Here is a 25,333-nt window from a genome sequence, read left to right as displayed (position 1 = left end):
TACATAATTATCATTATAAGGCTGAGCCGGGCGTTGAATGTGGAGCCGGATCGGCTGGCGGAAGCGTTGTGCGTGAGAGCCGCTATGTCGGCGAGCATTTGACATTTTCCTGTGGCCGCAACCGGATCATGCTCGAAGAGAACAAGCTATCACGCGCTCTCGTGGGCAAATATGTTTGCTGGGTCAGTTTACTCCGCCGTCGATGGCGCCGGACCACAAACAGTTGCTCTTGCTAGTTAATGCGCTTTTGAGGACCAAACCCCATCAAAGCTGCCAGGGTTTGTTTTGGGGATGTTAGTGTCCGAGGGTAGCCGCATCGACGCGCCGGGGATCTGATGCGCCAAACAGATAGCCGCTCTCTTTGTCCACGAGGATCGACTGGGTTGAGCCCATTACCGATTTTTCACTAACTTTATGACCACGCTGTTCCAGAAGTCCTACCGTATCGAGGTTGATCCCTTCTTCAATCCGGATTTCATCGGGTAGCCACTGGTGATGGATGCGCGGCGCGAAGGAGGCTTCGGCGATATTCATTCCGTGATCGATGACATTCATGATGAGCTGCAGCGTGGTGGTGATGATACGTGAGCCGCCAGGCGAGCCGGTCACCATAAAGACCTCACCGTCCTTCATCACAATCGTCGGTGACATAGAGGAAAGCGGCCGCTTACCACCCTCCACCGCATTGGCATCCCCCCCGATCAACCCATAGGCATTGGGCACGCCGGGCTTGGCTGCAAAATCATCCATTTCGTTGTTCATGAGAATGCCGGTGCCGTCAGCAACCATCCCAGACCCATAGGAGAAGTTGATCGTATAAGTATTGGAGACAGCATTGCCATCCTTGTCCACGATCGAGAAATGCGTGGTCTGGTCGGACTCGTAAGGCGCGAGATCTCCTGGTTTGATGCTGCTCGATGGGGTCGCCGCGTTCAGGCTGATATTGCCGCGAATATCCTTGGCATAGGCTTTGGAGGTGATTTCGTCTAAAGGCACATCCACAAAATCACTATCGCCCAGATATTCTGAACGATCCGCATAGGCCCGCTTCATTGCTTCGGCCATAAGGTGGATCGTGTCAGCTGTGTTGTGACCAAGGAAAGAGATCGGGTAGTCCTCAAGGACGTTGAGGATTTGAATGATATGCGCGCCTCCTGAACTGGGCGGCGGCATTGAGACGATCTCATAGCCACGATAGGTTCCACGCACTGGATCACGTAGGACCGGCTTGTAGTTGGCCATATCCTCAACTGTGATACGCCCGCCCGCAGCTTGCACCGCGTTGGCAATTTTTGTCGCCGTCTCGCCTTTGTAAAAGCCGTCCGTCCCCTCATCAGCGATCTTCTGCAGGGTATTTGCGAGGTCTGTTTGCACAAGGGTTTCGCCAGGTTCATAGAAACCGCCGCCTTCTTTGTAGAAGATGCCCTCAGAAGTAGGCCATTTCTTTAGCCTGTCCTCAAGCCCCTTGAGGCTGTCAGCAAGGCCGGGCGTGACCTCAATGCCATCGCGTGCAAGAGCAATCGCAGGCTCGATCACTTCAGCAAGCGTCATGCTGCCATATTCTTCTAATGCCATTTGCATGCCCGCTACGGTACCTGGCACACCAACGGCCAGCCCGGTGAAGCGAGAAAGCTCGCTGTCGGCGTTACCTTCGGCGTCGAGATACATGTCCCGCTCAGCAGAGGCTGGAGCCATTTCGCGGTAATCGATCGCTTTGGTCTCGCCGGTTTCGGCGTCATGGACGATCATAAATCCGCCACCGCCGATATTGCCCGCACGGGGCAAGGTTACTGCCAAAGCGAATGCCACGGCCACGCCAGCGTCAACGGCATTGCCGCCAGCCTTGAGAATATCGAGACCAATCTGGGCTGCCACGGCTTCTTGCGCCGAGACCATACCGTTCTCAGCATAGACAGGATGCACTCGGTCATTCCCAGAAAAAATTGCGGCTTCTTGGGCGTGAAGCGCGGGGGCTGCCGACAGGGTCAGACATAGCGCGCCGGTGAAAAACAGTTTCATCGTATTCCTCCCATTTGCGTTTGCGTAGGCCGAGGTTCGCTGTTTCCCTTCATAAGTGCAATCTTGACTATTCGATTACTTGTTTTGATGGGCTTTCGCAGATCGCGTATATGTATCTCACATAAGGTGTGAGGATAGCTGCTATGAGCGAAGGGGTGAAACCCTCGCTAATCTGCCAAACCAGTTCTAGAGAGGGGCAAAGGAGAGTCGACATGGATGTTATGACCTACTCAGACGCACGAGCTCAACTGAACGGCGTCATGGATCGAGCGATCCACGACAAGCAGGAAGTTGTCGTGACGCGCAAGAAGGGCGAGGCCGTTGTGGTCGTGTCCTTGGACACTTGGAACGCCGTCAATCACTTAGCCATCAGCCGCCTTTAAGGCCAATATTTCCAGCCAACTTGGCAGCAGGGGTTTTAGCGTGTCTTGAATAGGATCACCCTGCCCTCCCCCCTTGATGAGACCTAGTATTTTTTTATCGTCCTTGGACAGCGCACGCTTTGGCCAGGCCGCGGCAATATCACTGGCTTGGGCAAATCCCGAGAGCCACGCTTCGAATTTTCGCGCAGACAGTTTTCTAATGCCAGACCCAATGTCTTCCTCATAAAGGCCGATCTCAATCGCTCCATAGCGCAACATAATGATATCGAGTATGCGCTGTAGTTTATTGCCGCCGGGGAAGTCGATCCCGCCTAAAAGAGGCGGCAGCCAATCGGTTGGCGTCACAAAATTTGGGGCGACGATCACTGCGGTGAGATACCCATCGATCATATCCGGGCTGAGGGGTGTCTTTTGCAACAGACGTCCCAGTTCGCCTGCCTTCTCAGGCTCAATACCGAGTTCAAGGTTATCATCGGCAAAGGGCCCCTCGGAAAAATCTTGTTCCGCGGCAAGAGCCTTACCACTTCGCTGCTCGGCGATATCCAAGGTTAATGCAGCGATCATTTCAAATATCGGAATGCGTTTCAGCGCGCGATTGCTGACCAGGCCGTCCACGACGGCGGCGAAGGTCAACCAATCCTCAGACCCTACGGCCCGCTGGATTGCGGCGGTTCTGGCAAAGAGCGAGGACCAGAACTCCCGCTGGGTTTCCAAATGTGCCCACACTGCCTGTTCAGCCTGACGCTCGGTTTTAGCCTCGTCGAGTTTCGTGGACAGGGTTTCATCGGTTGCAAACCAGCTTGAGGTTATCTCATGGTTGCGCACCCACTCGATGCTTTGTGCAATCAAGCGCCCGCGCTTGTTCTTAGATAGTGCGGCTAATTGGGCGTCGGGGTCCGCGATTTCCAATAGAGGGACCGCGCCAAACTCAAATGGGGCTATGTCAGAGAGACCCAACATTTCGGCCACTTCCAAAAACCCAGGCGCCGGCGGGTGGCCTTGGGACAGACCTTCGCTAAGGGCGGCCGCCACGGCTTTGGGCAGGTAGTCCATAGGGACGTCCTGCACAGGTACTGCTTCTTCCAGTTCCATAAAAGTGCGGCGTTGATCACTGGCGCTGGTACAGGGGATGGCATAGGCATCTTTGATGCCGTGACCGGCCTTTAAGAGCAGTGTGGTGATGCGCTTCCGGCTGCCGCGGCTGACACTGGCCATGATGCTCTGGCTGCCGGTGCCGTCTGGCAGTGTGGTCACGAGCCGGTGAACCGCCCAAGGTCCCGGAATTGCCCCGCCCTCGGCTTCCCGCCGTAGCGCTTCTTTGACCGCTAAACCAAGTGTGGCTTTGGTTTTTTCATCCGGCACCCATTTACGCAATCGGATAAGGTCGGACAGCACAGCTGCATCAATAGCGCCCGCATGCGCCAACTCGACAAAGCCCTCGGCAGCAGCCCTGCGCCGTTCAGCTATAGGGTCGAGCAAAAAGAATCGCCCGATTGACACCTGCTTAGGCCCCGCCTGTGCGATCATTTGTGTGACGAAGAAAGATACCGCGTCACGCGGCATCGCTCCGATGGCTTCACACAAGGCCATATAGGCTGGATAGCCCATGACATTATCGGGGATAAGATCGTTTATCAGGGTTTCAATGTCGGGAATGTCGACGGCGCCCATGCCCAGTTTTGACCCTGAGTCGACCGGATTGATCCGGATCGTATCCGGAGGCACTAGGCCGGCGCGGATAAAGCACTGACAAAACGACATTTTTTGTGCGTTATTCAGAGCTCCTGCAGCCGCTCTTGCATCCAGCCATGTATCAACCAATGCGAAAATTGCCGCTGCGTCCTTTTCACGGTTTTCCCGGTTCATGCGCATGGCATCCAGTACACCGCTGAAAAGCCCTAATATATCATCAGGCAATTCTGGCTCTTTGTCGAGTTGCTCAAGCAGGTTCGTCACAGCGCTGGCACTGCGAGCGACCGGATGCGACCACGCCTCAGCCCACCGAGCGCCGAAACGGTCATCGTTCAAATGGGGACGGTCAATCATACAAGCGTGGAATATGTTCGACATCATGCCAATCATTTTAGCCAGAACAGCGGGTCGGATAAAGTGCGCACCACCCACGGGCTTGTGGAATCCTAGGTGCTAGCTTTTCACAAGGGTTCGTGAGATTATGCTTGACCACGTGATCTGCGTCGAAAGCCTCCTTCGGAATTCGCGGGTCTTATTGCGCACACCTTAAGTAGCAGGTCACCTGTCGTGCAATCTCTTTACTAAAACCCGTCATAGCAATTCGCTCAGCGGTGAAATCGTAGTTGTGCGATCTCAAGGCTCTGCCCTCCTCGCCTGCCCCACTGACCCGGTCCACTATTTGATCTTCTTGGGAATTTGCCGTCGCCATCAATCGGTCGGGTCCCCCTTTTGAGCAGTGTCCCAACAGTTGGTGTAACTCCCGCGGGTAGCGCGGGCTGAGCGGAGCCTTCGCATAGCGAAGCGAGGCCCGTGCGGGTCGCTTGGCGGCCATGGTTGTTCTTCGGCTAAGGTTTGGTTTGCGGACCTAACTATGACCGAGGAGAACTACCATGACCAGAACAGTTTATCAGATACTGCAGCGCTGCGTGCGCTTTTGTCAGAGAAATCTGACAGCAACCTGCTTGCCGAGATGCTCGGGTTCGTCGCCGATCGCCTCATGGCGCTGGATGTCGACCAGCTCTGCGGTGCCAGTGCGCACGAACGCAGCAGCGACCGCATGAACCATCGCAACGGATACCGGTCCCGAGCTTGGGAAACGCGTGCAGAAAGGGTCGACGTGAAGATCCCGAAGCTGCGCAAGGGCAGCTACCTGCCCGATTTCCTTGAGCCCGCCGGGCTTCTAGGGCATTCTCCCTATGAACTTCGTCTTCAATAAGCTGTTCGATTGCAGTAGCGACAGCTGCGCTTTGCGTAGCAAAATACCCTTGCTCAACCTTGGACCTAAGGAAGTCATGGTGGCGATCAGTAAAGCTGAGTGTAGTTTTCACGGTCATTAACGGACTCTCCGACGCGGTGTGAATAATTCATACCTTGCTCTCTGTGTTCCATCAAATCGTTCGAACTGACTGGCCAACGAGGTTAAAGTTCGATGATCTCGACGGGGAAAGCTCCGCGGCCATATGAAACTAGAAACGCCGGCAACAGCTCTCCTTCCTGACGCAAGAAGCTATACAGCTATCCTGCGGCGGGTCGCCGATCGAAGCAGCTCAAGATTATGTTCACGCCCAAGTGCAGCGCGCTTTGTCGCGCTAGAGTAGAAAGCGAGAAGGCGCGAACAACATTTTTTTGACGAGATCTTGTTAGCGCCTTCTCTGTACAATCCAAACTTATAGGCGGTGAGCCGGTTCAGACTGCCTTGGTAAGAAGTGATTTTTTCCGGCTTAGGAGTCAAGTTAGGCCTTGGATCAGATCCGCTTGGGGCGACGTTGCTGGGCGCTGGCGCCCCTTGCTCCTAGGGCACTATCTGCCTAACGTCACAGTGTATCTCCAACAATGACGTGTCGCCTGATGTTTGAGAAGATCAAAGATTTTTACTCTCAAGATATTCGGGTCGATCTTGCTCCAGCCAGCATGCTGGCTGATCTGTGTCCGCAGAATGAAGCGTATTGCTCTGCAGCTGCGCGGGGTAGTTTTATGGTCTCTATCTCGCAAGGAGATGTTCACGAAGGCGTTTATGTTCCGCTCCTAGAGCGCCCCTTTAGCAGCATCTCTGCGGCACGCGAGTTCCTCGAAGGCTTGCGTTCTGAATACCCTGCGGCCACGTATTTTGACTTCGTTGCCCACCCCACCGGAACACTCCCTCTCAAAGATGGGGCAGCCTAACTGTCAGTGGCGCTTTCAAAGCGGTAAAAATGTGCCCCACTTTGACCCCCAGGACCGTCTCCTGCTTATCCGTTCACTTGAGGCGAGAAGCCGCCTGTTCCGGTAACCAAGTAACAATCTCAGGAAACGCGACAAAGAGGATCAGGACGACGACTTGAATAAGAAAAAACGGGATCACGCCGCGGTATACCTGACCGATGCCAATTCCATTGGGTAGCACCCCTTTGAGATAGAATAGCGTATAGCCGAAGGGCGGTGTGATATAGGCCATTTGGGCGGTCACCATAAACAAAACGCCAAACCAAAGGGGGTCAAACCCCAGCGTTTTGATGATTGGCACGAATACTGGAACGCATAGCAGAATGATGCCGATCTCATCCAGAAAGAGCCCTAAGAATATCAAGACCAACAGCATCGCTAACAAAACCACATAGCGAGAAGCATTCAAACTTTCGACAAAGCTCAAAACGCTGTCGGCACCGCCAGTCGCTACAAACACTGAGATGAATGCCTTCGCCCCCAAAGTGATCCATAAAATCATTGCTGTGACGCGCAGCGTGTCTGTTGCCGCCGCATTTAGGCTCGACAACTGAAGGCGGCCAGAGAAGATCGCAGAAAGCAGCGCGCCGAGAACACCGACCGCGGCCGCTTCGGTCGGCGTTGCAATCCCTGCATAAATTGAGCCCAAAACAGACAGGATCACGAACGCGGGCAAAGCCAGATGCCTTAGAGAAGCGATCTTTTGCGAGAGCGGTATGGTGGTTTCTTCCCTCGGCTTAGGAGCAAGCTTCGGGTTTAACGTCACGCGCAGCCAAATGTAGCTACAATACCCCACCGCAAGAATAAGACCGGGTATAATCCCTGCAATGAACATCTGACCGATCGAGATCTGTGCGGTGATCGCGTAGACAATTGTAACAACTGATGGTGGGATCAAGATGCCCAATGTGCCGCCTGCGCAGATCGCCCCCAATGCCAATGGGGGATGGTACCCGCGCGATAGCATAGAAGGCAGCGCAAGAATGCCCATTGCGGCAACTGCTGCACCAACCACGCCCGTCATTGCGGCCATAATTGTGCAGATGACCACGGTACCAATCGCCAAACCACCTGAGACCCCACCAAACCATGTTTCCATAGCAGTATAGAGGTCGTCGATGATCCGTGATTTTTGCAATATCGCCGCCATCAAAACGTACAGCGGGATTGCCATGAGCGCTTCCGATGTCATTGTCTCGAAGGTGTTGAGGACCGTAACGATCAGCGCACTGGGTCCCCACAAGGTAGCGGTCGCTAAGAAAGCAATGCCACCTAAGACAAAGGCAAGGCCCGCGCCGCTGAGCATCAGCACGATAAGCGAGGCAAACATCCCGACTAGGACAAAACTACTTTCCATCAGGCGGTCCTCACTTTGATAGCGAAGACCACTTCGGCAAGTGACTGCAAGATAAGAAGTAACCCTGCCAGCGGGAGAACCATCTTGGCGGGCCAGACCACAGGGTTCCATGCGGAGTAACTGGTCTCCCCGTATTCAAACGCCTGCCATGCTAGTGGCAGACTGAACCGCACCAAGATCACGCCGAAAATGAGCGCAAGTAAAGCGGCTGCAACAGCGAGAATGGTGCGCAACCTGCCTCGCGCCGTAGCCGAGAGAATATCAACGGCCACATGACCTCCGATGTGGAGTAAGTAAGGCCCGCCAAGAAGGAAAAACGGGCCAAACAGCAAAGTGGCCAACTCAGGCCCCCAACTGGTTGGGTTGTGAAAGGAGTAGCGGGAGATGACTTCGAACAGCATGAGCGCTGCGATGACGTAGACCAGCCATTTTGTGGTCTCAAATGTCCAGCGATTGAACGTGGTAATAGCTTGAGCCGCGCGAAGCATTGGCACCTCTCTTCGTTACAAAAAACGGCCCGATGCTCGCGGGCTCGGGCCGTTCTGTGGCTATCCTTAGGATTAGAGGAGGCGCAAATCCGAGAGAAGCTGTTTTTGGCTTTCCATCATCTCTGTGGCAAGTGCATCTCCCTTAGTCGCTTTCTCCCAAGAGGCTACAGCCTTGCTGCGCGCTTGAGCGACATCTTCGGGGTCAAGGGTGATGATTTCGACGCCGGCATCCTCAAACTTCGCAAGGTATTCAGCGTTGTCCACGATAATGTTTTGGCGCAGCGCGCCAGATACTTCGCGCGCGGCCACAGCTAGGGCGGCTCGTTGCTGATCGTCCAACTGCCCGTAGGCCGCTGTATTGGCCACATAGCAAGTTGCGGTGGATGGCTGATGGATGCCCGGTAGGATGAGGTATTTTGCGACTTCGTGAAGACCTTCTTCGTAGTTTGCTTTGATGTCGCCGCGGTCGGCAAAATCAATGAGACCTTTATCAAGGGCGGAATAGACTTCGGACGTGGGCAGCGGAGACACCGCAACACCAAAATCGGCCATGACAGCCGCAGCCAAGCCCACAAAGCGACCTTTCAGCCCCTCCATATCCGCCATCTTGCGGATTTCGACTTTCGAATGCAGTGGCTCTTCACCGTAGACTGTTGGGGCTACATAAGTAAGGCCGGCGGGTGCATAGGATTGGGCCGCAAGCTCCATGCCTCCACGTTCATAAAACCATGCCTCGTATTGGTCAGCTTCGGGGAAGCCGAAAGGGACAGTAGAGGAAAATCCATGTGCCGGGATCTTGCCGGCAGTGTAGCCATCAAAGGTCTTCATCAGCTGAAATGCACCGCCGCGCACAGCGTCGAAAGCCTGTGCTGCCGGTACAATTTGCCCTCCTGCAAAAGGCGTAATGCTAAGGCTTCCGCCAGTCAGTTCGCGCACCCGATCGCAGAACTTTTCTTCATAAAGCATTGGTGTGGTGCCACCGCCCCAAAGGGCCTGCATCCGCCACTCGATCGTACCTTGAGCACGGACTGAGCTTGCCGCGACGACTGCCGGAGCAGCCAAGCTTGTAGCTGCGGCTCCACGCAAAAAATGCCGACGCGTCGCACTATTATTGAGATTATCTTTCATTGGTTATCCTCCCTAAAAACCTGAATGCTGTATGTCGTCCTAAAGCTCAGACAATACTTTCTTCGCTGCTTGGACACTCACGTGCCCCTCTCCCGCAATGACTTTGGCCACCGCTTCAATCTGCGGCCCTGTGGCGCCTGCCAGAATGGCGATATTACGCGCGTGCAGCGCCATATGTCCCTTCTGGATACCCTCTGTCGCCAGAGCACGCAGTGCGGCCATGTTTTGGGCCAACCCTACGGCGACTGTGACTTCTGCAAGTTCTTGGGCTGTTTCCACGTTTAGAATGCGAAGCGCCGCTTGTGCTGCCGGATGCGTTTTGGTTGCTCCCCCAACCAGACCAAGCGCCATAGGCATCTCAATTGTACCTGTGAGAGAGCCATCTTTACCACGCTCCCACGTAGTCAACGAGGTATAGCTCCCTTTGTGCGCAGACCAGGCGTGGGCTCCTGCTTCAATCGCACGCCAGTCGTTGCCAGTGGCAACGACCACAGGGTCGATTCCGTTCATGATCCCCTTATTGTGGGTCGCTGCGCGGTACGGATCGATCTGGGCCAGTGCATAAGCCTCGATCATACCGGTAATCACCTCATGCCCGTCCATTGCCTTTGTAGTCATGGCTTCGGGGGTTAAGGTGACATGTGCCCGCGCCAGACGACGATCCGCCAGGTTGGACAAAATACGCAAGCGGGTATGTCCACCAGTAATTTCCGCGACCCGTGGCGCGATCGTTTCGGCCATCGAATTGACGGCGTTTGCTCCCATCGCATCGCGCACATCGACTAGAATATGGAGGACGGCCATGGGTCCGACAGCTGTGCTCTCAAACACATGAACTTCGATCCCAATGCAACCGCCGCCAAGCGATACCAGAACCTCATCTCGCGCATTACACATCTCGCGCAGTTCGGTTTCTGCAGCAAGCAGCCGATGGCGAGCTCCGGTTGGGTCGGTCAGGCCAACCACTTGTATCTGCGCGCGCATTACGGGTCGATCAGAAGAGGCGTGAAAACCGCCGCAGCCACGTGCAATTTTAGCCATATAGGAAGCCGCAGCCACGACAGATGGCTCTTCGACGGCCATCGGGATCAGGTAGTCCTTATCGTTGATCGTAAAGTTGGAGGCAACGCCAAGTGGGAGTTCAAACTTCCCGATCACATTTTCAATCATGCCGTTCGCAGTCGACATGGGCAAAACATCGCGCCCTGCCAGTGCCGTCTGATCGGTGGCGGTCAGATCGACGGTCTTCGCTAGTAGGTCAAGCCGCGCCTGCGGCTCAAGATTGCGCAGGTTTTCAAGCCGTGAATTGATCTGCACGGTAGTGCCGTCAACCATATAGAATATCCCCCCTTATTCGGAGCGGAGCATAGGCAGAAGGGGTATGAGGTTTATAGAGACAATTGCGGAAAACAGCGGCAGACTGTACTGGTACTTTTAGTGGTACAGTGGGGATTGCGATGAACAAAATCGATACCATCGTAAAGAGCCTTACCGACTGCATTGTTAATGATGACTTGAAGGTGGGCGAACGGCTTCCCTCTATCCGAGTGGCGGCGCAAGCTCACGCTGTGTCCAAGAACACTATAGTCGAGGCGTATGATAGGCTGGTCGCGCGCGGTCTTATAACAGCTCGACAAGGGGCCGGATTTACCGTCGCAAGCCAACATCAAACCTTGCGAGAGGACGAGGCGCCGCGTCATTTGATCGAAGCGGTTGACAGCATCTCGCTGCTGCGCGCGCAGCTTGACCAGAACTATGCAGTTCGGGTTGGCGATGGTCGCCCCCCCGCTTCGTGGATGGCTGGCATTCCTATGCGCCAATTACCGGATCAAGACAGCGACACATCGGGATACGGCTCTCACATGGGGTATCAGCCGCTCCGATCTTTGATTGCAGCGCATCACTATGCCGATGGTATTGCGCTTGATGCGAACCAAATCGTCACGACATTTGGCGCGAACCACGGTTTGGACCTGATTGTGCGACGCTACCTGAAAGCTGGCGATACGGTCTTGGTGGATGACCCTGGGTACTACCCTTTGTTCGCAAAGCTGCGTCTCGCTCAAGTGAGCTATATTGGGGTTCCGCGTGGTGCTGAGGGGCCGGATCTTGAACAGCTGCGCAACTTGGCTGAGCAGCATCGGCCCAAACTCTTTTTCACGCAATCCTTAGCTCAGAACCCGACGGGCACTTCAATGAGCCTAATGACAGCACATGGTGTTTTAAAGCTGGCTGAAGCTTTGGGGTTCATGGTTGTGGATGATGATCCTTTCATCGATCTACCAAACCCAAAAGGAGTAAGGCTTGCGGCGCTTGATGGCTTTGACCGGGTAATCTTTGTTGGTACATTTTCGAAGACCCTTTCTGCTTCATTCCGAACCGGCTATATCGCGGCCCCGCGCAGCATTGCCGAAGAACTCGCTGAGCTGAAAATGATCACGACCGTTAACTCTTCGCGGATGTCCGAGATGATCATTGCGGAAGCGATCCGGAGCCGGCGCTATGCCCGTCACCTCAACCGACTAGCAGGAAGATTGCAGGACGCTTTGGACAAGTTGCAAAGTGATTTGGCTGACCTGAACTTGCGGTGCAAGTTTGAACCAGGGCAAGGCTATTACGCTTGGCTGGAGTTGCCTGAGGGAGTGAGCGATACTGAACTCGCTCGCAGGGCTGCCACCGAGGATATTTTCTTGGCCCCGTCTACTTTCTTTTCCGCCCGGGAAAGTAGTGGGAATGCTGGCATCAGGCTCAATATCACGCGCGCCAGTGACCCTCGGTTCCTGCGTTTCCTGGCAAAGCAGATTGGTCAGTAGCTTCGAAGAAGCTCGGGGCTATATACCGACCTTTTCTTCATCAAGACTGCTTATGCTGCTGTAGGCTGGCTGTCTCACACCATACTCTCTGCTTTTCGGCCAAGAACGGGTTCTCAGGTATATAGCGTCACGCCAACAACCACTGCGGCGATCAGGCTGTACCCAATCATATGAAAAAGATCGATTTTTGAATGATGTGTCATTTGTCGCTCCAATCCCTGTTCTATGCCTTCGATTGTTGTCCAGGAATGGGGCGACAAGTGGCCGTTTCCGGGGCCTTAATGTGCCGCTGAGGAGTGTCCCTGCCCTAGCTCACTAAGCAGTAAGTACGCGCGCTGCTACTGCTGCAATGACTTTGGCAGGCAGCATGGCGTTGTGCAGCCATCCATTCGTAGAAGCTTTACGCATGCCGGGCTATCTTCTATACTTGAAACTCATCCTTTTAAAGTTTGAGGCCTGCGATGATCCGCACCATCCTTGTCAGCAAGTATATTCAAATCCAAGGGCAGTTTGTACGCGCTTTGGCTTGTGGGAAAATTGTTGTCTCGGTAGGCAAAGATGAGTTCGAAGGGCGCCCCCTTTCGCACGCACCTAAGCTAGCCTCACATGAAGTGTTTGCAGTCTCCTAGCATGCCAATATGAGCACAAGGCCGCATCTCACCAGTGGTGGGGTCATAGTGCATTGGAAGCTCTTTGCTCGGTGCTGGGCTGCAAGCAGAGAGAAGCAAAAAAGGTATGCAAATCAGTCGCTTCATAAGGGCGCCTTGGGTTGTTTCTGATTATAACGTGGTCACTTCGTGGGTGCGTCGCTAGCCCTTAGCTCCCTGGCCGCGGGCATAAACGTCTTCGTAGCGAATGATATCATCTTCGCCGACATAGCTGCCTGTCTGGACTTCGATGAGCACCATGGGAATTTTTCCCGGGTTCTCCATACGATGGACCGTGCCGAGGGGAATGTAGACGGACTGGTTTTCACTCACCAGCTGCACATCCTCGCCGACCGTAACTCTTGCGGTACCTTCGACAACAATCCAATGCTCAGAACGGTGATGGTGGCTTTGCAATGACAGTGCCGCACCTGGATGCACCACAATACGTTTGACCTGGAAGCGCGATCCTGAGACCAAACTTTCGAACCACCCCCACGGCCGATAGTCCCGTGGCAGAGTTTCGGCTTGGGCAGCCCCTTTCTTTTTGAGTGCTGCAACAGCCTCTTTTACGTCCTGCGCGCGGTCTTTGTGAGCGACCAGCACTGCATCGGGCATGGCAACTGCAATGATGTCTTGCAAGCCAATGCCGACAAGGTGCTGGCTTGGGTCCTCTGCCCGCAGCAATGTATCATGACAATCGATTGCGGTTGCAGAATTTGACGTCGCCACACCTGCTTCATCCGGTTCGGATTCGCGCCAAACGGCATCCCACCCCCCTAAATCCGACCAGGCTCCCGAATAGGGCATAACACTAAGATTGTTAGCCTTTTCCATCACGGCATAATCAATGGAAATGTTCTCAACTTGGGCCCAAGCATCTGGCGCTAGGCGCGTAAAGCCAAGGTCCTTCTCTGCATCTTGTACGGCTGCGCGTACATGCATCAACATCTCGGGCGCATGCGCTTCGAAAGCGGCGATAATGGTCTTTACAGAGAAGAGGAATATCCCGGCGTTCCATAGATGCTGCCCATCGGCAAGCATGGCTTTTGCGGTGGGTTTATCTGGCTTTTCGACGAAGCGCTTTAATGGCTGAGGTGTAGCATCCAACTCCTGTGCTAATGCGCCGTCGACCTCTAGCCAACCATAGCCTGTCTCTGCGCGGTCAGGGTATATACCGAACGTAACCATCTGACCTGCTTGTGCCGCAGGTGTAGCGGCTTGCACCGCGGTGCGGAATGCATCCGCATCTGGAATAACATGGTCTGAAGGAGCGACTAGCATCAGCGCTTCTGGAGCGCGCTCTGCCAGACACAAAGCGGCGGCCAGAATCGCCGGCGCGGTATTTTTGCCTTCTGGTTCAATCAGGATCTCTGCAGGGGAGATCTCTACCGCCGCAAGTTGTTCAGTTACGACGAAGCGAAAGTCTGATCCCGTTAGAAGAACTGGCGGCGCAAAGCCTTGCCCCATCATGCGCTGTGCAGAGCTTTGAAACAGGCTGTATGTCCCCATTAGTTTAGCAAACTGCTTGGGATAACTCTTGCGAGAGAGCGGCCAAAGCCGGGTGCCAGAGCCGCCGCACAGCAAAATGGGGTGCACGATGTGGGTCATCTATCGTTCCTTGGTATAAATACTATCGACAGCAATAGCAGCCTGCCTTGCCAGAGGCCACAAGCCAAGTTCAGTTTTATAATGGGTTCTTAGTTGGAAGCTGGCATATGAGAATGACGCGGCCCTTGTGGACGTATGGCAGTAAAGCTGAAATTTTCGGCTCGCGTGGCGACTGCAATAGGTGAGTTCTGTCGCCCATCTGTTTTTACGCAGAATACGGCAACGGTCATTTGGAGGCCCTTACGCCAATCGCGCAAAGGATTTTATTGACCGAGCACAGCACCAAACACTATCATTCATCTTGATTAATAACACCAGAATAAATTCTTAAAAAGTCGTATGTTAAATAGGATATCCAATATACTGGTGAGATCAAAGCGAGGTCGGCGATTCGCTATAGCCATCTCCATATTCCTGTGGGCCGTGGCGCTCTGCACAATCTTGCTTGATTTATTTTCCAAGTAGTACCTAGGACTTTCGTTGGTTCTCAACCACCTACGTCGAAAAGAGAGGTTGGCGGTGTGTTGTGTAATGCAGTTAACATTCCTGAAAGACGTGCGCCTGTACGTATGTAAGACCGTGCCGCACACCAATCGGCGCCCCGCTTTTGCACCTCTGCAATAGCGCTGTTCGGAATGCCGCCAGGTCCCGAACGCAAGTCGTCTAACCAGCTTTCGATTCCCTTTGCCATATCACTAACTGAACAGCCCGGCAGGGTCAGAGTAATGTCTGCAACATCTGAAAAAATTTCCAAGGGCGTTACGGCCACCGGACGCCCGCTCGCTAGTCCATAGCGCACTGCGCCGGAAGCAGATTCCGCGCTGGATTGATAGGGAAACACGATAAGGTCACAGTCTTGCAATGCCGCCATGGCCACTGTGTCGCTCGTAAACTCAGTGTTGATATGAACTGCGCTCTCTATCTGATGATCGGAAACACGGCTCTGTGCGAGCTCAATTTCGGCTCGTGAGATTGGCTGAGGGTATTCGGCGTTGATCATGCGCAACTCGACATCATAGCCCCGCCTGCGCAATATGGCGACAACATCGATCAAATCAACCAAACCTTTCCCTGGGAGAAAGAAGCCATAGCTGCCCAAGACAATCGGCCCTGTGCGGGCTGGCAGAGCTTCTGGTTTGACGGGTGCCAGAATACCGTGAGGGACCAAAGTTACATTCTCTGCAATCCCCATATCTCGCAGCCGTGACATATCAGACAAGGTGTGTACCAAAAGGCGGTCGCACCCCTGAAGTGCCGAAGTGATTTGCCGCAATTGGCGGTCCGCAGGTGCGCGCGCATCATTGCTGCCATGGAGCATGACCACCACGCGACGGCCCGCGGTGCGTTGTGCATCCAAAAGGCCACCCAATTGAGACATCTCGAAAAACGCGTAATTGAACTGTACAACGAGAACATCAGGGTTCGCTGCATTAATTTGAGCTGTAAGGCGTTCCAGATCATCTTGCCCTTCACTCCAGCATCTTACTACCGGATAAGGCAGGCTCTCATCAGGTTGGACGGTGCTGTCACTATCCGGAGCTAAGACAATAATATCATCATTAGGCATGTGATCGAGCAGATGCTCTGAATATGTCGCAATCCCGCAGCGCGTGTTGAATGTACTGATCCAACCGATGCGGGGCGAAGCTATCGGATTGGCGGCGGCATGTCTGACAGCCGCAATACTGCGTTGCGCGACAGCATCCCACGTGAACCGGTCAAGCAACCAATCGCGCGCCTCTTGTTGCTCTGCAGAGGTGGGCAAAGCTGCCTCAGTAGCTTCGTTTAGCGCATTGACCAAATCAGGCAGATCTGGCTCTGCCCAAAGACTGTCGCCGGCTCCTAGATGGCTATCTGCCGCCACCAGATCGTAATCAATGAAGCGTAGGAGCGGACAGCCTTTGAAGATTGTTTGGCCGCTCCACCCGGTGGTTATTACCCTGCATCCTGCCATCAAGGCTTCTGCGACGGGGAGACCAAAGCCCTCAGCTCGGCTTGGCAGTACTGCGATATGGGCCGAAGCTATGAGCGCGGCCATCTCTATGGCGGACAGGTCATCTGAGATCAGGTGAACTTGTGATAAACCTGATGTGGAGGCAATCTGGGCGGCAATGTCATTATGTGGATTCTCGAAGGTCTTAATGATCAGCGCCACATCTTCGCGATCTCCAAAAGCGGCCGCCCAAGCCTTGAGAAGAACATCAGCACCTTTGCGTGGGAAGCAAGAGGACACATGAATAAATACCCGTTGGGCATTCTTAATTCGACGCGGTAAAATGGGTACTTGTTCAAGCTCCACATCCAACGGCAAGTGATCTACGCCATTTCCAACGACATAGGCTGGCACACACACTCCGTTATCGACCATTATTCTTTGCACATGCGCAGAGGTCACAGTCATGAACCGCAAATGTTCGTTAAAGTGATCAACGTACTCTACGGGAAAACCGGTTTCTTCCCACGCGTAGCAATGCAGGCCGCCAAGAATAGGGTTTTCTAAGGAACCTTTGGGTAGATCATCAACGCGGGGAGGATACATATTGCGCGTGACCACATCTGCATCCTTATAGCCTCCAAGCATAGTCCTAAATCGCCCAAACATTGCAGCTATGTCCGGCGCTTCCGATAAAAAGCTTTTGTCTGGCTCAAAGGTTCCTGGTCCTTCTGCGGATACTAAACAGACTCTCTGTCCAGCACGCTTTAAAGCTCGGGCCAACTCACGGTTAACCAGCGCTAAAGAATAAGAGCTGTCGAATGGCCCCTCCAGTTGCCAACTTAAAGGGGGTACACGCTTCTTTCGTTTTATCCGGGCAGAGAGTTTACGCAGCTTGCGTGACCTCTGCATGAATTTGGTTTTCTTGAGCCGGTGCAGTAGGGTAATATCGTCTTGCATCGTGCTAGTTTGATTGCGTAGCTGATTGAGTTGATCATACAGCTCCGTGATGCGCTCCGCCTGCTGTTTTAGTTCTTTCGCCTGCTGTTGGAGCTCGGCTCGATGTTCTTGTTGTTTTTGGTCAAAAGCTTGCGCGAGGTCTTCGCTTGAAGCGCCAGCTTTGACAGAAAAAGCTTGGGACAAAGCCTCCGTCGCGCCTTTATCGCCAGGCTTTTGGCCAATGACGACATAATCTGGGGCGGCTCCATAAAGCACATCTTGCAAGCCTGGGGTCTCGACAACCTCTGGGCCGTTCAAACGGAACCGCCCTACCGGCTTGAACCCATGATACCCGAAGAGAAACTTCAGGACCTCAGGGGGGATGGGGCTTTGATGCGTTGCATCGTTGTGAAATGTCAGCGTTGCTACGCCGATCGCTTCTGGATTGGGGGTTTCAATGATTAGAATGCCGCCTGGGGCAAGCGCCCGAACTGAGCCCTCCAAAAGAGTGAGCAACATATCTTGAGGTATGTGCTCGACGAGATGGAAGGCCGATATGATAGCTTGGCTATTATCAGGTAACGTGGATAGTGTTTCGAGCGCGTCAGCGCAGGTGACGTCGAGACCGAGGTCGCGGGCCTCCGATAGCATGCCTTGATCCAGATCGACGCCCTGTGCCGTGAACCCCCAACTTCCCAAGGCTTCCAACCATTCACCCCGCCCGCAGCCCATATCAAAGGCCGCTTGCGGAATCTGCGGGAGCTCCCGTAAGGATCGGGCAAAAGGCGCATAAAAGTCCAAACGGGCGATAATTTCTTCACGCGGTCCTCGAAAGGCCTCTTCAAAATCACGATAGAAGAGTTCTCGGTCCATAAAGGCCCTCTATTCTAGCTTCGCTCTTTCCCGCTAAGACAGTAGAGGGGTTCCTTACTCGCTAAGCGGCAAACAGGCTGTCAACAGTATTTACCAGTACACCCTAACCATGGCGCCTAAACATATATATGGCAAAGGTAATTATCGATGCTATTGATTTGCGCAACTTACGGGCATCCAGCGGGTCATGGCGATGCTGATCGAAGCGCTAGCGACCATTACTCTCAACACGCGCTTTAGCTGGGGTATTGCGGAAGGAACGCGTGCGATTACCGCGTTCTATCCTATATGAACGGGCCTCCATTTCGACCGGACACCTTGGGCTGGCCAAGGAGGCTTAGGGATAGCCTTAAGCACGTGCTTTATGGACCCCAGACTAGACTTATCACCCATCGCTTGTGCCTTATGACCAACGGCCTATCAAGTGTCTTATCCCTACGTTTCTGCAGGATATGAAACCGTCATAGAAGGTTTCTGTGCTTGCGTTCAGACAAGGGCTTTGAGGAGGAGGGGGGCGCCGAGACACATATGTTGCCATTTCAGGCCTTCTTTGCGCAAGACAGGGCTTTGGCGCGTAGGTGGTGGTTCAGGGATACACTTTGCCCCTACTCTCTTATAGAGAGCCCGTACCCGCCAAAGAACGAGACTTCACACCCATGGTCAGGTTATTAAAAATGCTACGGAAAAAGAACCGACGCCCCTTATTCTCAGAGCAGGACAAAAAGAATATCGGGTGGTTCTGGCACGGTTACTTCAAGCAGAAGACGCCTTGGCTTGGTCTGGTCATGGGGATGATCGTAATACAGGGGGTGGCCTATCAGCAGTTCATCCGACTGACCGAAGATGGTTTGCGTGTCATCTTTGACAACGGTTCGGTCGGAGGCCTAGTTGGTGTCTGCGCCATGGTTATGGGTATCTTTGCGGTACGAGCGATCATGTCTTACACCGTGCCTCGATTGTCGACCTGGTTGGCCAGCGATGCGGTCTACAAGATACGTCGTGATCTGATTGATCACATGATGACACTTGATTTGGCATATTTTGAACGCACGAAATCCGGAGAGATTATTTTGCGGCTGGTCAATCAAGCCCAAGATCTCAGTGGGTTCATTGGGCAAACGACCGTCAATGCCGCGCGCGATGCGGTCACTGTGGTTATTGTCTCGGGTTACCTGACTTGGAAGAACCCTTTGCTGTTCCTCCTAGTCATTCTCGTCATGCCCACAGTTACCATTCTTGTGCGCCACATTTCCCACGGTGTGAAAGAAGTGCAAGCGAGTGCTGAGAATGCCATGGGCGACTACATGTCTGGCATCGAAGAGATGAGCAACGGCATGCGCACGGTCAAGATTTCCAACCAAGAACCCGTGGAGCGGATGCGCCTGAACAAAGCCACGACAGAAATCCGGCGTCTGACAATTCGTCTTCAGGCAGTACAGGCCTTGATGAGCCCATCAGTCGATATTCTGGCGGCCATAATTTACGTTCTGATCATTGGCGTGGGGGGCTACATGGCGCTCAACCCCGGCTTTGACATGGACGGCGCGTCCATCATCGCTTTCATGGTGGGCATGGCGCTGATTTTCGACCCTGCGCGGCGCATGACTACTTTTTTTGTGAGCCTGCAGGCTAGCTTGATCATCTTGGACAGCTTGCAAGCGCTTTATCGGGAGCGGCCAACGATCACCAATGCCCCCGACGCAAAAGAAACCTTTGACCCTCGTGCTGACATCGTTTTGGAAGATGTCTCTTTCTCCTACAAAGAAGACCAGCCCCTCTTCGAAGGGGCAAACATGACTTTTGAAGGCGGCAAGATCACCGCAATCGTTGGGGCCACGGGATCAGGAAAGACCACAGTACTAAGCCTAATTGCGCGTCTTTATGATGTCAGCAAAGGCGCAGTTAAGATTGGAGAGGATCGCGTTGACCAACTGCGGATTGATAAACTACGGCAGTCATTCTCTGTAGTGGCTCAAGACATCGTCATCTTCAACAACTCAATCTACGAAAATATTCGCTATGTGCGGCCAGAAGCGACCGAAGAAGAGATTTGGCAAGCCGCTGAGCTGGTGGGTATCGACACGTTGATGCGAAGCCGCGGGGATGCTCCCTTGGGGCCGAAAGGCTCGCAACTCTCAGGTGGGCAAAAGCAACGTATTGCTCTCGCGCGCGCTTTCCTACGCTCCGCGCCCATTTTGCTGCTCGATGAAGCCACGTCCGCCCTTGACCAGCGCACAGAAGAAAAAGTCCGCGGTGCTATTGATGCGTTGGCGGTGGATAAGACCACCATAATTGTCGCGCACAGGCTGTCTACCGTCACTCATGCCGATATGATTTATGTGCTGGATGAAGGGTCCGTCGTAGAGAAAGGGTCCCATAGTGAACTGATGGCGCTTGATGGGCTCTACGCCGCTATGTTTACCGCTCAACGCAATAGCTATGGGTGACGCCAGCTCCTAGGAGAAAAGCACTTAGCCTATGGCGGAAACTTTCCTGGGAAACTTCGAGCCCTAAGCCCATACGCGAAAGATTGCACCTAGATCTCACAAAGGCGAACAACGGTGGCCCCGACTTACTTTTTCGACATTTCTGACATTCTGAGCTATGTGCGTACAGAATCTTCAATTTCGGGGATTCAACGGGTGTCCCTCGCTTTGATTAAGCGCATCGCGGAGCAAACTGACCTCGAGAACATTATGATCTCATTTTGGACGCTTGATAACCGTTACATCGCACTGCCAGCCTCTCACCTCACAGATATACCCGATTTTGACACTGATCGGCTCAGCCATCTGTTCTTTGGCTCAAAAGCGCGTCGAATGGAGCAAACAGCCCCGACGCTCGGGCGGTATCGTTTGCGGCCTTTAAAATACTGGGCTTATTCACTTGTTCGGCACTATAAAGCAGCGATTGGCGATGAGGCGCACTTCTTTAAAAAAGGAAGCTCGATCGCAGAATGGAAGGGTTACCATGCGACTCGACGCAATCATGAGGTAACTCCCTTCCCGCCACAGCCAAAAGGGCAACTTGTGGGTGATTTTGCACAACCTGGTGACCGGGTGGTTATCTTGGGCGCCGTGTTCGGTCTAAGAAAACTGGCAAAAGAGCTGGAACGCCTAAAGAACGATAAGCAGATTGACGTCACCATCTTTGTGCATGATCTCATTCCTATTCTCGCTCAGAAGCATCTGAATGGCGGCTTTTCCCATAAGTTTGACAACTGGCTAAAAAATTCCACCAATTATTGCACAAGCTACGTAGCTAACTCCCGCCATACTCGTAGTGACCTTCAAAGCTATTTCGAAGAACAAGGTACGCCGAGACCGGTGGAAGTGGTGCCTTTGGCTCAGCAGTTTCATCGACCCCAAAAGGCTGATGAAGGCGCCCTTAGCGACCAAGTCCGCAAAATACTCAAGCACCCATTTGTCTTAGTTGTTGGCACCCTAGAAGATCGCAAGAATCTGTTGCGGTTGGCCATAGCCTGGCAGCACTTGTACGCAGATGAAACCGTCACCACACCAAAGCTGATTTTCGCAGGAAAGCATAACTGGCAGAGCCAAGACTTCACCGACTTTATAAAGAAAACAAATAGCCTTGATGGTATGATCGAGTTTGTTAACCGACCATCTGATGTAGAACTAGCAGCTCTTTATGAGGGCTGCCTTTTCACCGCTATGGTCAGCCTCTATGAGGGGTGGGGACTCCCTATAGGAGAAAGCCTCTCTATGGGGAAAACTGCGGTCGTAGCAAAGTCCACCTCGATGCCAGAAGTGGGCGGGGAACTGGTCGAGTATTGTGATCCATTGAATGTGGATAGCATTGCAACAGCCTGTAAGGCTTTGATTGTTGATACGACACGCCGCACAGCTCTTGAGAAGCGTATCGCGCAAGCAAAACTTCGGACATGGGACGATGTCGCTGAAGAGTTCATGCAGGCGCTTCGGTAACATTGGACATCGGGTCTCCTCGAGGTCCCGCCTCAGAGAGAAGTTGACCTATATCCATCGGCAAAGGAGCGGGCTGCAGACTGACCTGTGGTCCGGACTGGCAAGCGAATGCGAAAGAGGCGTAGTGCGAAGGTTAGCAGGTAGAAACGCGATATAGATGAATATAATCGTTAAATAAAATCTGGGTTATGAACGGTTATTATCGTGCCCTACAATCAAAATTTGCAGCAAGAACCGCTACACTGACGAACGAGCCCCTCTTAAGGCCCAGGTTGCAAACCTCCACGCGAAAAGGCACCCTACCAGCTACGAGAGACCCTGCATGTAACCTGTTGCCTGCTTTCAAGCTTCAGGTTTGTTCGAGATTGCCGAAAAGGTACCCTTATGAAGCTTTCATTAGGCGCAATCGGGATAGGCTTGAGTATCCTGGTGATGCTTCAGTTCATGGTTTTCAATGAGGAAACCCGAGAAGAGCTTACACAGGCAAACTCTGTTGGCATTGCCGCTGCAATCTTAGTGTTTGTGGCCGGAGCCCTTACCTTCAAGCTCCCCTGCCTCGGGGGACTTACTTTTGCGGTTGCTGCCTTCCTGGCCTTTTCTATCTCAAATGACTTCCCCGATATGGCTTTCTGGGGGTCAGCGTCTCTTATTTTGGGTACGCTTTCCGGATTTTTTGGTTGGAGGGAATATGATTTGGCAAACAATACCGATGGCTAAAGATCTGCCTCTGGTTTGACTGTAGACAGTCACGGAAGATTGCTTTGATCCTACAATAACGAGCGCCCGAACATGGGTAACGACGAGATGACGCAAGCACAGAAACTGAAGAGGGCCGCGTAGCTTCTACAACCAAGCCCCCGCAAACATGGGGGATTACCAAGCGTTGAGAAACATTATACTTAAGATCAAATAGTACCCAGTGCATTAAGCCGCCAAATGTAGATGACGCAGGATGAACCTCTGCGCGAACGAAGAACGGAACCGATGAAGACTTATTTTTTCGATGTCACGGACATTATGCTGTATGTTGAGAGGGAAACCTCGGTTTCGGGCATTCAACGGGTCTCTTTCGAAATCATCAAGCGCATGGTCGATCTGCACGGCACGGAAGCTGTGCGGCTCTCCTACTGGAACCGGGCGCGGCGCGAATATGTCTCGATCGCTTCTGACTTCGTAGCAAAGATGGATGAGTTCGATACAGATTTCTTTTGCACTGTTTTCTTCGGCCGCGGGGCGCGGGCCCGCAGCGCGACCGCGCCGACCCTTGAGCGCTATCGCAACCACCCTCTCAAATATCGGTTCCATTATTTGCGCCGCAGTTACTACGCCCTGCGGGGGAATGAGGCCTATTTTGCAAAGCACGGTTCAAGCATTGCAGAATGGCTCAGCCACCGCGCAGGCGAGCCGCAAGAGGCAGAAGAGACCAAAGCAGCTGATCTGGAGCGGATATTAGTCTCGCAGATTGCGCAAAAGGGTGACCATTTGGTGGTCCTGGGCGCCACCTGGTCCATCGATGGTATCGATGGCTGCTTCCAAGAACTGAACGATCGCTTTGGTATGAAAATCACGCAGCTGGTGCATGATCTGATCCCGCTGATTACCCCCGAGCACATTGCTGGTGACTTCAGCCAAGAGTTCTATCACTGGCTGAAGAGTTCTACTGGGTATTGCAGCTATTATTTTGCCAATTCAAAGAACACCGCGCGTGATCTGGCAGCCTTTATGGAGGAAGTGGGCGTCACCCGTCCTATTCAGACCATCCCTCTCGCCCAAAGCTTCGACGTTGCGGAGCCTGTGGCGAAGATGGCGCCGGCCGGGACCTACAAGGGCCGCGTGGACCGCTCGAGGATGGTGAGACGAGAGGTCCTCAATCTGTCCAAAGTACCTTTTGTTCTGGTGGTCGGCACGATGGAGTCGCGCAAGAATATCTGGAGACTGGCGCAGGTCTGGAAGCGATTGAGCGAAGAAGTTGATCTGGAGCTGCCCAAGTTGGTTTTTGCAGGCAAGCCTGGCTGGTACAATGATGACTTCAATCAGCTCATGCGTGCTACCGGAAACCTAGGAGGATGGGTGCAGTTTGCCGAACGCCCCAGCGATACGGAGTTGGCGTTCCTTTATGAGACTTGCGTGTTCACCGCCATGGTCAGCTTCTACGAAGGCTGGGGGTTGCCGATTGGGGAAGGCCTGTCGTTTGGCAAGACTGGCGTGGTTGCGGCCAACTCCTCAATGCCTGAAGTGGGGGGTGATATGGTAGAATATTGCGATGCCAGCTCAATCGACAGCATCTATGAAGCCTGCCGTAAGTTGATTGCCGAACCCGAACGCCGCGAAGCACTGGAAGCCAAAATTGCCGCCACGCGCCTGCGCGATTGGGGCGACGTAACCGCGGACTTTGTAGCGGCACTCACCTCCGGGCCCCAGTCCGATACGAACGTTGCAGAAGACCAAAAAGAGCGTGTGACAGCCCCCTAGCAAAAGGGGGTGCGCGGGCCAAGCTCTTCGCGCCAACGGTGTCAATGAGCGTTTAAAAGTGACCCGGTTTCAGCGTTTGATTTTGACCCGCCTATTGGGTGCCAAAGCCCCCAGGCGGACCGCCCTCATATAGCGAGTCCGTCTGGGGGCTTTGCTTGCGACGCGGCTATTTTTCTCTGCGACTTTTGCTCTGAGCGAAGCGATATGACGTGTTGCCCGTTTCGATGATGGCACAGTGGTGCGTGACGCGATCCAAGAGCGCAGTTGTCATCTTGGCATCACCGAAGACAGCGACCCATTCCCCGAACTCCAAGTTGGTGGTGATGATGACGCTGGTTTTCTCGTAGAGTTTGCTGATCAGGTGGAACAGCAACGCGCCGCCGGATTTCGGGAACGGGATGTAGCCCAACTCGTCGATGATGACGCAATCCAGAGCCGACAGCTGCCGGATGATCTTCCCGGCATTGCCGTCGGCCTGTTCCTTGATCAGAGCATTGATCAGATCGACCGCGTTGAAGAAGCGGACCTTCTTGCCGTTGTTGATCAATGTGGTTCCAAGCGCGATGGCGATGTGCGTTTTGCCTGTCCCGGTTCCGCCGACCAAGATGAGGTTGTGCGCCTCTTCGGTGAACTGACCCGAGCAGAAGGGTTCGATCTGGGCCTTACTCACCGCGGCCGCGCCGTAATCGAAGGTGGCGAAGTCCTTATGATGGGGGAACTTCGCGATGCGCATTTGATACTGGATGGAACGCACCCGCCGCTCTACGGTTTCCGCGTCGATCAGTTGCTTTATCGCTGTGGTCAGACTTGGTGGCTTGCGCGCGGACAG

At 53.6% G+C, this 25,333-nt stretch carries 17 protein-coding genes; 8 read left to right on the top strand and 9 right to left on the bottom strand.

The window, feature by feature from the left end; all coding sequences use genetic code 11:
- Positions 1-294: 294 nt before the first annotated feature.
- The gene (ggt, locus tag ACGYK9_RS18545; protein WP_394414019.1) at positions 295-2,019 is read right to left on the bottom strand and encodes a gamma-glutamyltransferase; all 1,725 of its coding nucleotides are present in this window, start codon (positions 2,017-2,019) and stop codon (positions 295-297) included.
- A gap of 212 nt (positions 2,020-2,231) precedes the next feature.
- On the opposite strand from ggt, the gene ACGYK9_RS18540 reads away from it, so the two are divergent.
- Positions 2,232-2,402 (top strand): type II toxin-antitoxin system Phd/YefM family antitoxin, encoded by a 171-nt coding sequence (locus ACGYK9_RS18540; protein ID WP_394414022.1) that lies wholly within the window; start codon positions 2,232-2,234, stop codon positions 2,400-2,402.
- On the opposite strand, the gene ACGYK9_RS18535 is transcribed toward ACGYK9_RS18540, so the two are convergent.
- Complete coding sequence (locus ACGYK9_RS18535) at positions 2,382-4,472, bottom strand: YecA family protein (protein WP_394422667.1); 2,091 nt, start codon at positions 4,470-4,472, stop codon at positions 2,382-2,384. The two genes, ACGYK9_RS18540 and ACGYK9_RS18535, sit on opposite strands and share 21 nt — an antisense overlap.
- 493 nt (positions 4,473-4,965) lie before the next feature.
- On the opposite strand from ACGYK9_RS18535, the gene ACGYK9_RS18530 reads away from it, so the two are divergent.
- Both ACGYK9_RS18530 and ACGYK9_RS18525 read left to right on the top strand, forming a co-directional pair.
- A complete protein-coding gene (locus ACGYK9_RS18530; RefSeq protein WP_394414028.1) occupies positions 4,966-5,310 on the top strand; it encodes a transposase in 345 nt (114 codons plus the stop codon).
- A 632-nt stretch (positions 5,311-5,942) separates the two neighbouring features.
- Complete coding sequence (locus ACGYK9_RS18525; protein ID WP_394414031.1) at positions 5,943-6,257, top strand: hypothetical protein; 315 nt, start codon at positions 5,943-5,945, stop codon at positions 6,255-6,257.
- A 73-nt stretch (positions 6,258-6,330) separates the two neighbouring features.
- Here ACGYK9_RS18525 and ACGYK9_RS18520 read toward each other — a convergent pair whose 3' ends face one another.
- From ACGYK9_RS18520 to ACGYK9_RS18505, 4 genes are all read right to left on the bottom strand, one after another.
- Positions 6,331-7,653, bottom strand: a complete 1,323-nt coding sequence (locus ACGYK9_RS18520) for a TRAP transporter large permease subunit (RefSeq protein ID WP_394414035.1) — start codon at positions 7,651-7,653, stop codon at positions 6,331-6,333.
- Positions 7,653-8,141, bottom strand: a complete 489-nt coding sequence (locus tag ACGYK9_RS18515; RefSeq protein ID WP_168613360.1) for a TRAP transporter small permease subunit — start codon at positions 8,139-8,141, stop codon at positions 7,653-7,655. Before ACGYK9_RS18515 ends, ACGYK9_RS18520 begins: the two co-directional genes overlap by 1 nt.
- 72 nt (positions 8,142-8,213) lie before the next feature.
- A complete protein-coding gene (gene dctP / locus ACGYK9_RS18510; protein ID WP_394414039.1) occupies positions 8,214-9,269 on the bottom strand; it encodes a TRAP transporter substrate-binding protein DctP in 1,056 nt (351 codons plus the stop codon).
- Positions 9,270-9,308: 39 nt separating this feature from the next.
- On the bottom strand, positions 9,309-10,604 hold the full coding sequence (locus ACGYK9_RS18505) for a hydroxymethylglutaryl-CoA reductase, degradative (RefSeq protein WP_394414042.1): 1,296 nt from the start codon (positions 10,602-10,604) through the stop codon (positions 9,309-9,311).
- A gap of 122 nt (positions 10,605-10,726) precedes the next feature.
- On the opposite strand from ACGYK9_RS18505, the gene ACGYK9_RS18500 reads away from it, so the two are divergent.
- Positions 10,727-12,082 (top strand): PLP-dependent aminotransferase family protein, encoded by a 1,356-nt coding sequence (locus ACGYK9_RS18500; RefSeq protein WP_394414045.1) that lies wholly within the window; start codon positions 10,727-10,729, stop codon positions 12,080-12,082.
- Positions 12,083-12,891: 809 nt separating this feature from the next.
- Here ACGYK9_RS18500 and ACGYK9_RS18495 read toward each other — a convergent pair.
- Together ACGYK9_RS18495 and ACGYK9_RS18490 are read right to left on the bottom strand one after the other, a co-directional pair.
- A complete protein-coding gene (locus ACGYK9_RS18495; protein ID WP_394414048.1) occupies positions 12,892-14,340 on the bottom strand; it encodes a mannose-1-phosphate guanylyltransferase/mannose-6-phosphate isomerase in 1,449 nt (482 codons plus the stop codon).
- A gap of 487 nt (positions 14,341-14,827) precedes the next feature.
- Positions 14,828-18,085 carry a glycosyltransferase gene (locus ACGYK9_RS18490; RefSeq protein ID WP_394414051.1) on the bottom strand — a complete coding sequence of 1,086 codons (3,258 nt, stop codon included), beginning with the start codon at positions 18,083-18,085 and terminating at the stop codon, positions 14,828-14,830.
- Positions 18,086-18,759: 674 nt separating this feature from the next.
- On the opposite strand from ACGYK9_RS18490, the gene ACGYK9_RS18485 reads away from it, so the two are divergent.
- From ACGYK9_RS18485 to ACGYK9_RS18470, 4 genes are all read left to right on the top strand, one after another.
- On the top strand, positions 18,760-20,532 hold the full coding sequence (locus ACGYK9_RS18485; protein ID WP_394414054.1) for an ABC transporter ATP-binding protein: 1,773 nt from the start codon (positions 18,760-18,762) through the stop codon (positions 20,530-20,532).
- A gap of 114 nt (positions 20,533-20,646) precedes the next feature.
- The gene (locus ACGYK9_RS18480; RefSeq protein WP_394414057.1) at positions 20,647-22,032 is read left to right on the top strand and encodes a glycosyltransferase family 4 protein; all 1,386 of its coding nucleotides are present in this window, start codon (positions 20,647-20,649) and stop codon (positions 22,030-22,032) included.
- Positions 22,033-22,416: 384 nt separating this feature from the next.
- Positions 22,417-22,749, top strand: coding sequence for a hypothetical protein (locus ACGYK9_RS18475; protein WP_394414060.1), 333 nt, complete (start codon positions 22,417-22,419; stop codon positions 22,747-22,749).
- A 267-nt stretch (positions 22,750-23,016) separates the two neighbouring features.
- On the top strand, positions 23,017-24,504 hold the full coding sequence (locus tag ACGYK9_RS18470) for a glycosyltransferase family 4 protein (protein WP_394422664.1): 1,488 nt from the start codon (positions 23,017-23,019) through the stop codon (positions 24,502-24,504).
- 166 nt (positions 24,505-24,670) lie between these two features.
- Here ACGYK9_RS18470 and istB read toward each other — a convergent pair.
- Positions 24,671-25,333, bottom strand: a 663-nt coding sequence (istB, locus tag ACGYK9_RS18465) for an IS21-like element helper ATPase IstB (protein ID WP_394414066.1), incomplete at its 5' end; no start/stop codon positions are given.

Source organism: Sulfitobacter sp. 1A15258 (assembly GCF_043557045.1).
In the GTDB taxonomy this organism is placed as follows: domain Bacteria; phylum Pseudomonadota; class Alphaproteobacteria; order Rhodobacterales; family Rhodobacteraceae; genus Sulfitobacter; species Sulfitobacter faviae.
This window is presented reverse-complemented; position numbering and strand designations above follow the sequence as displayed.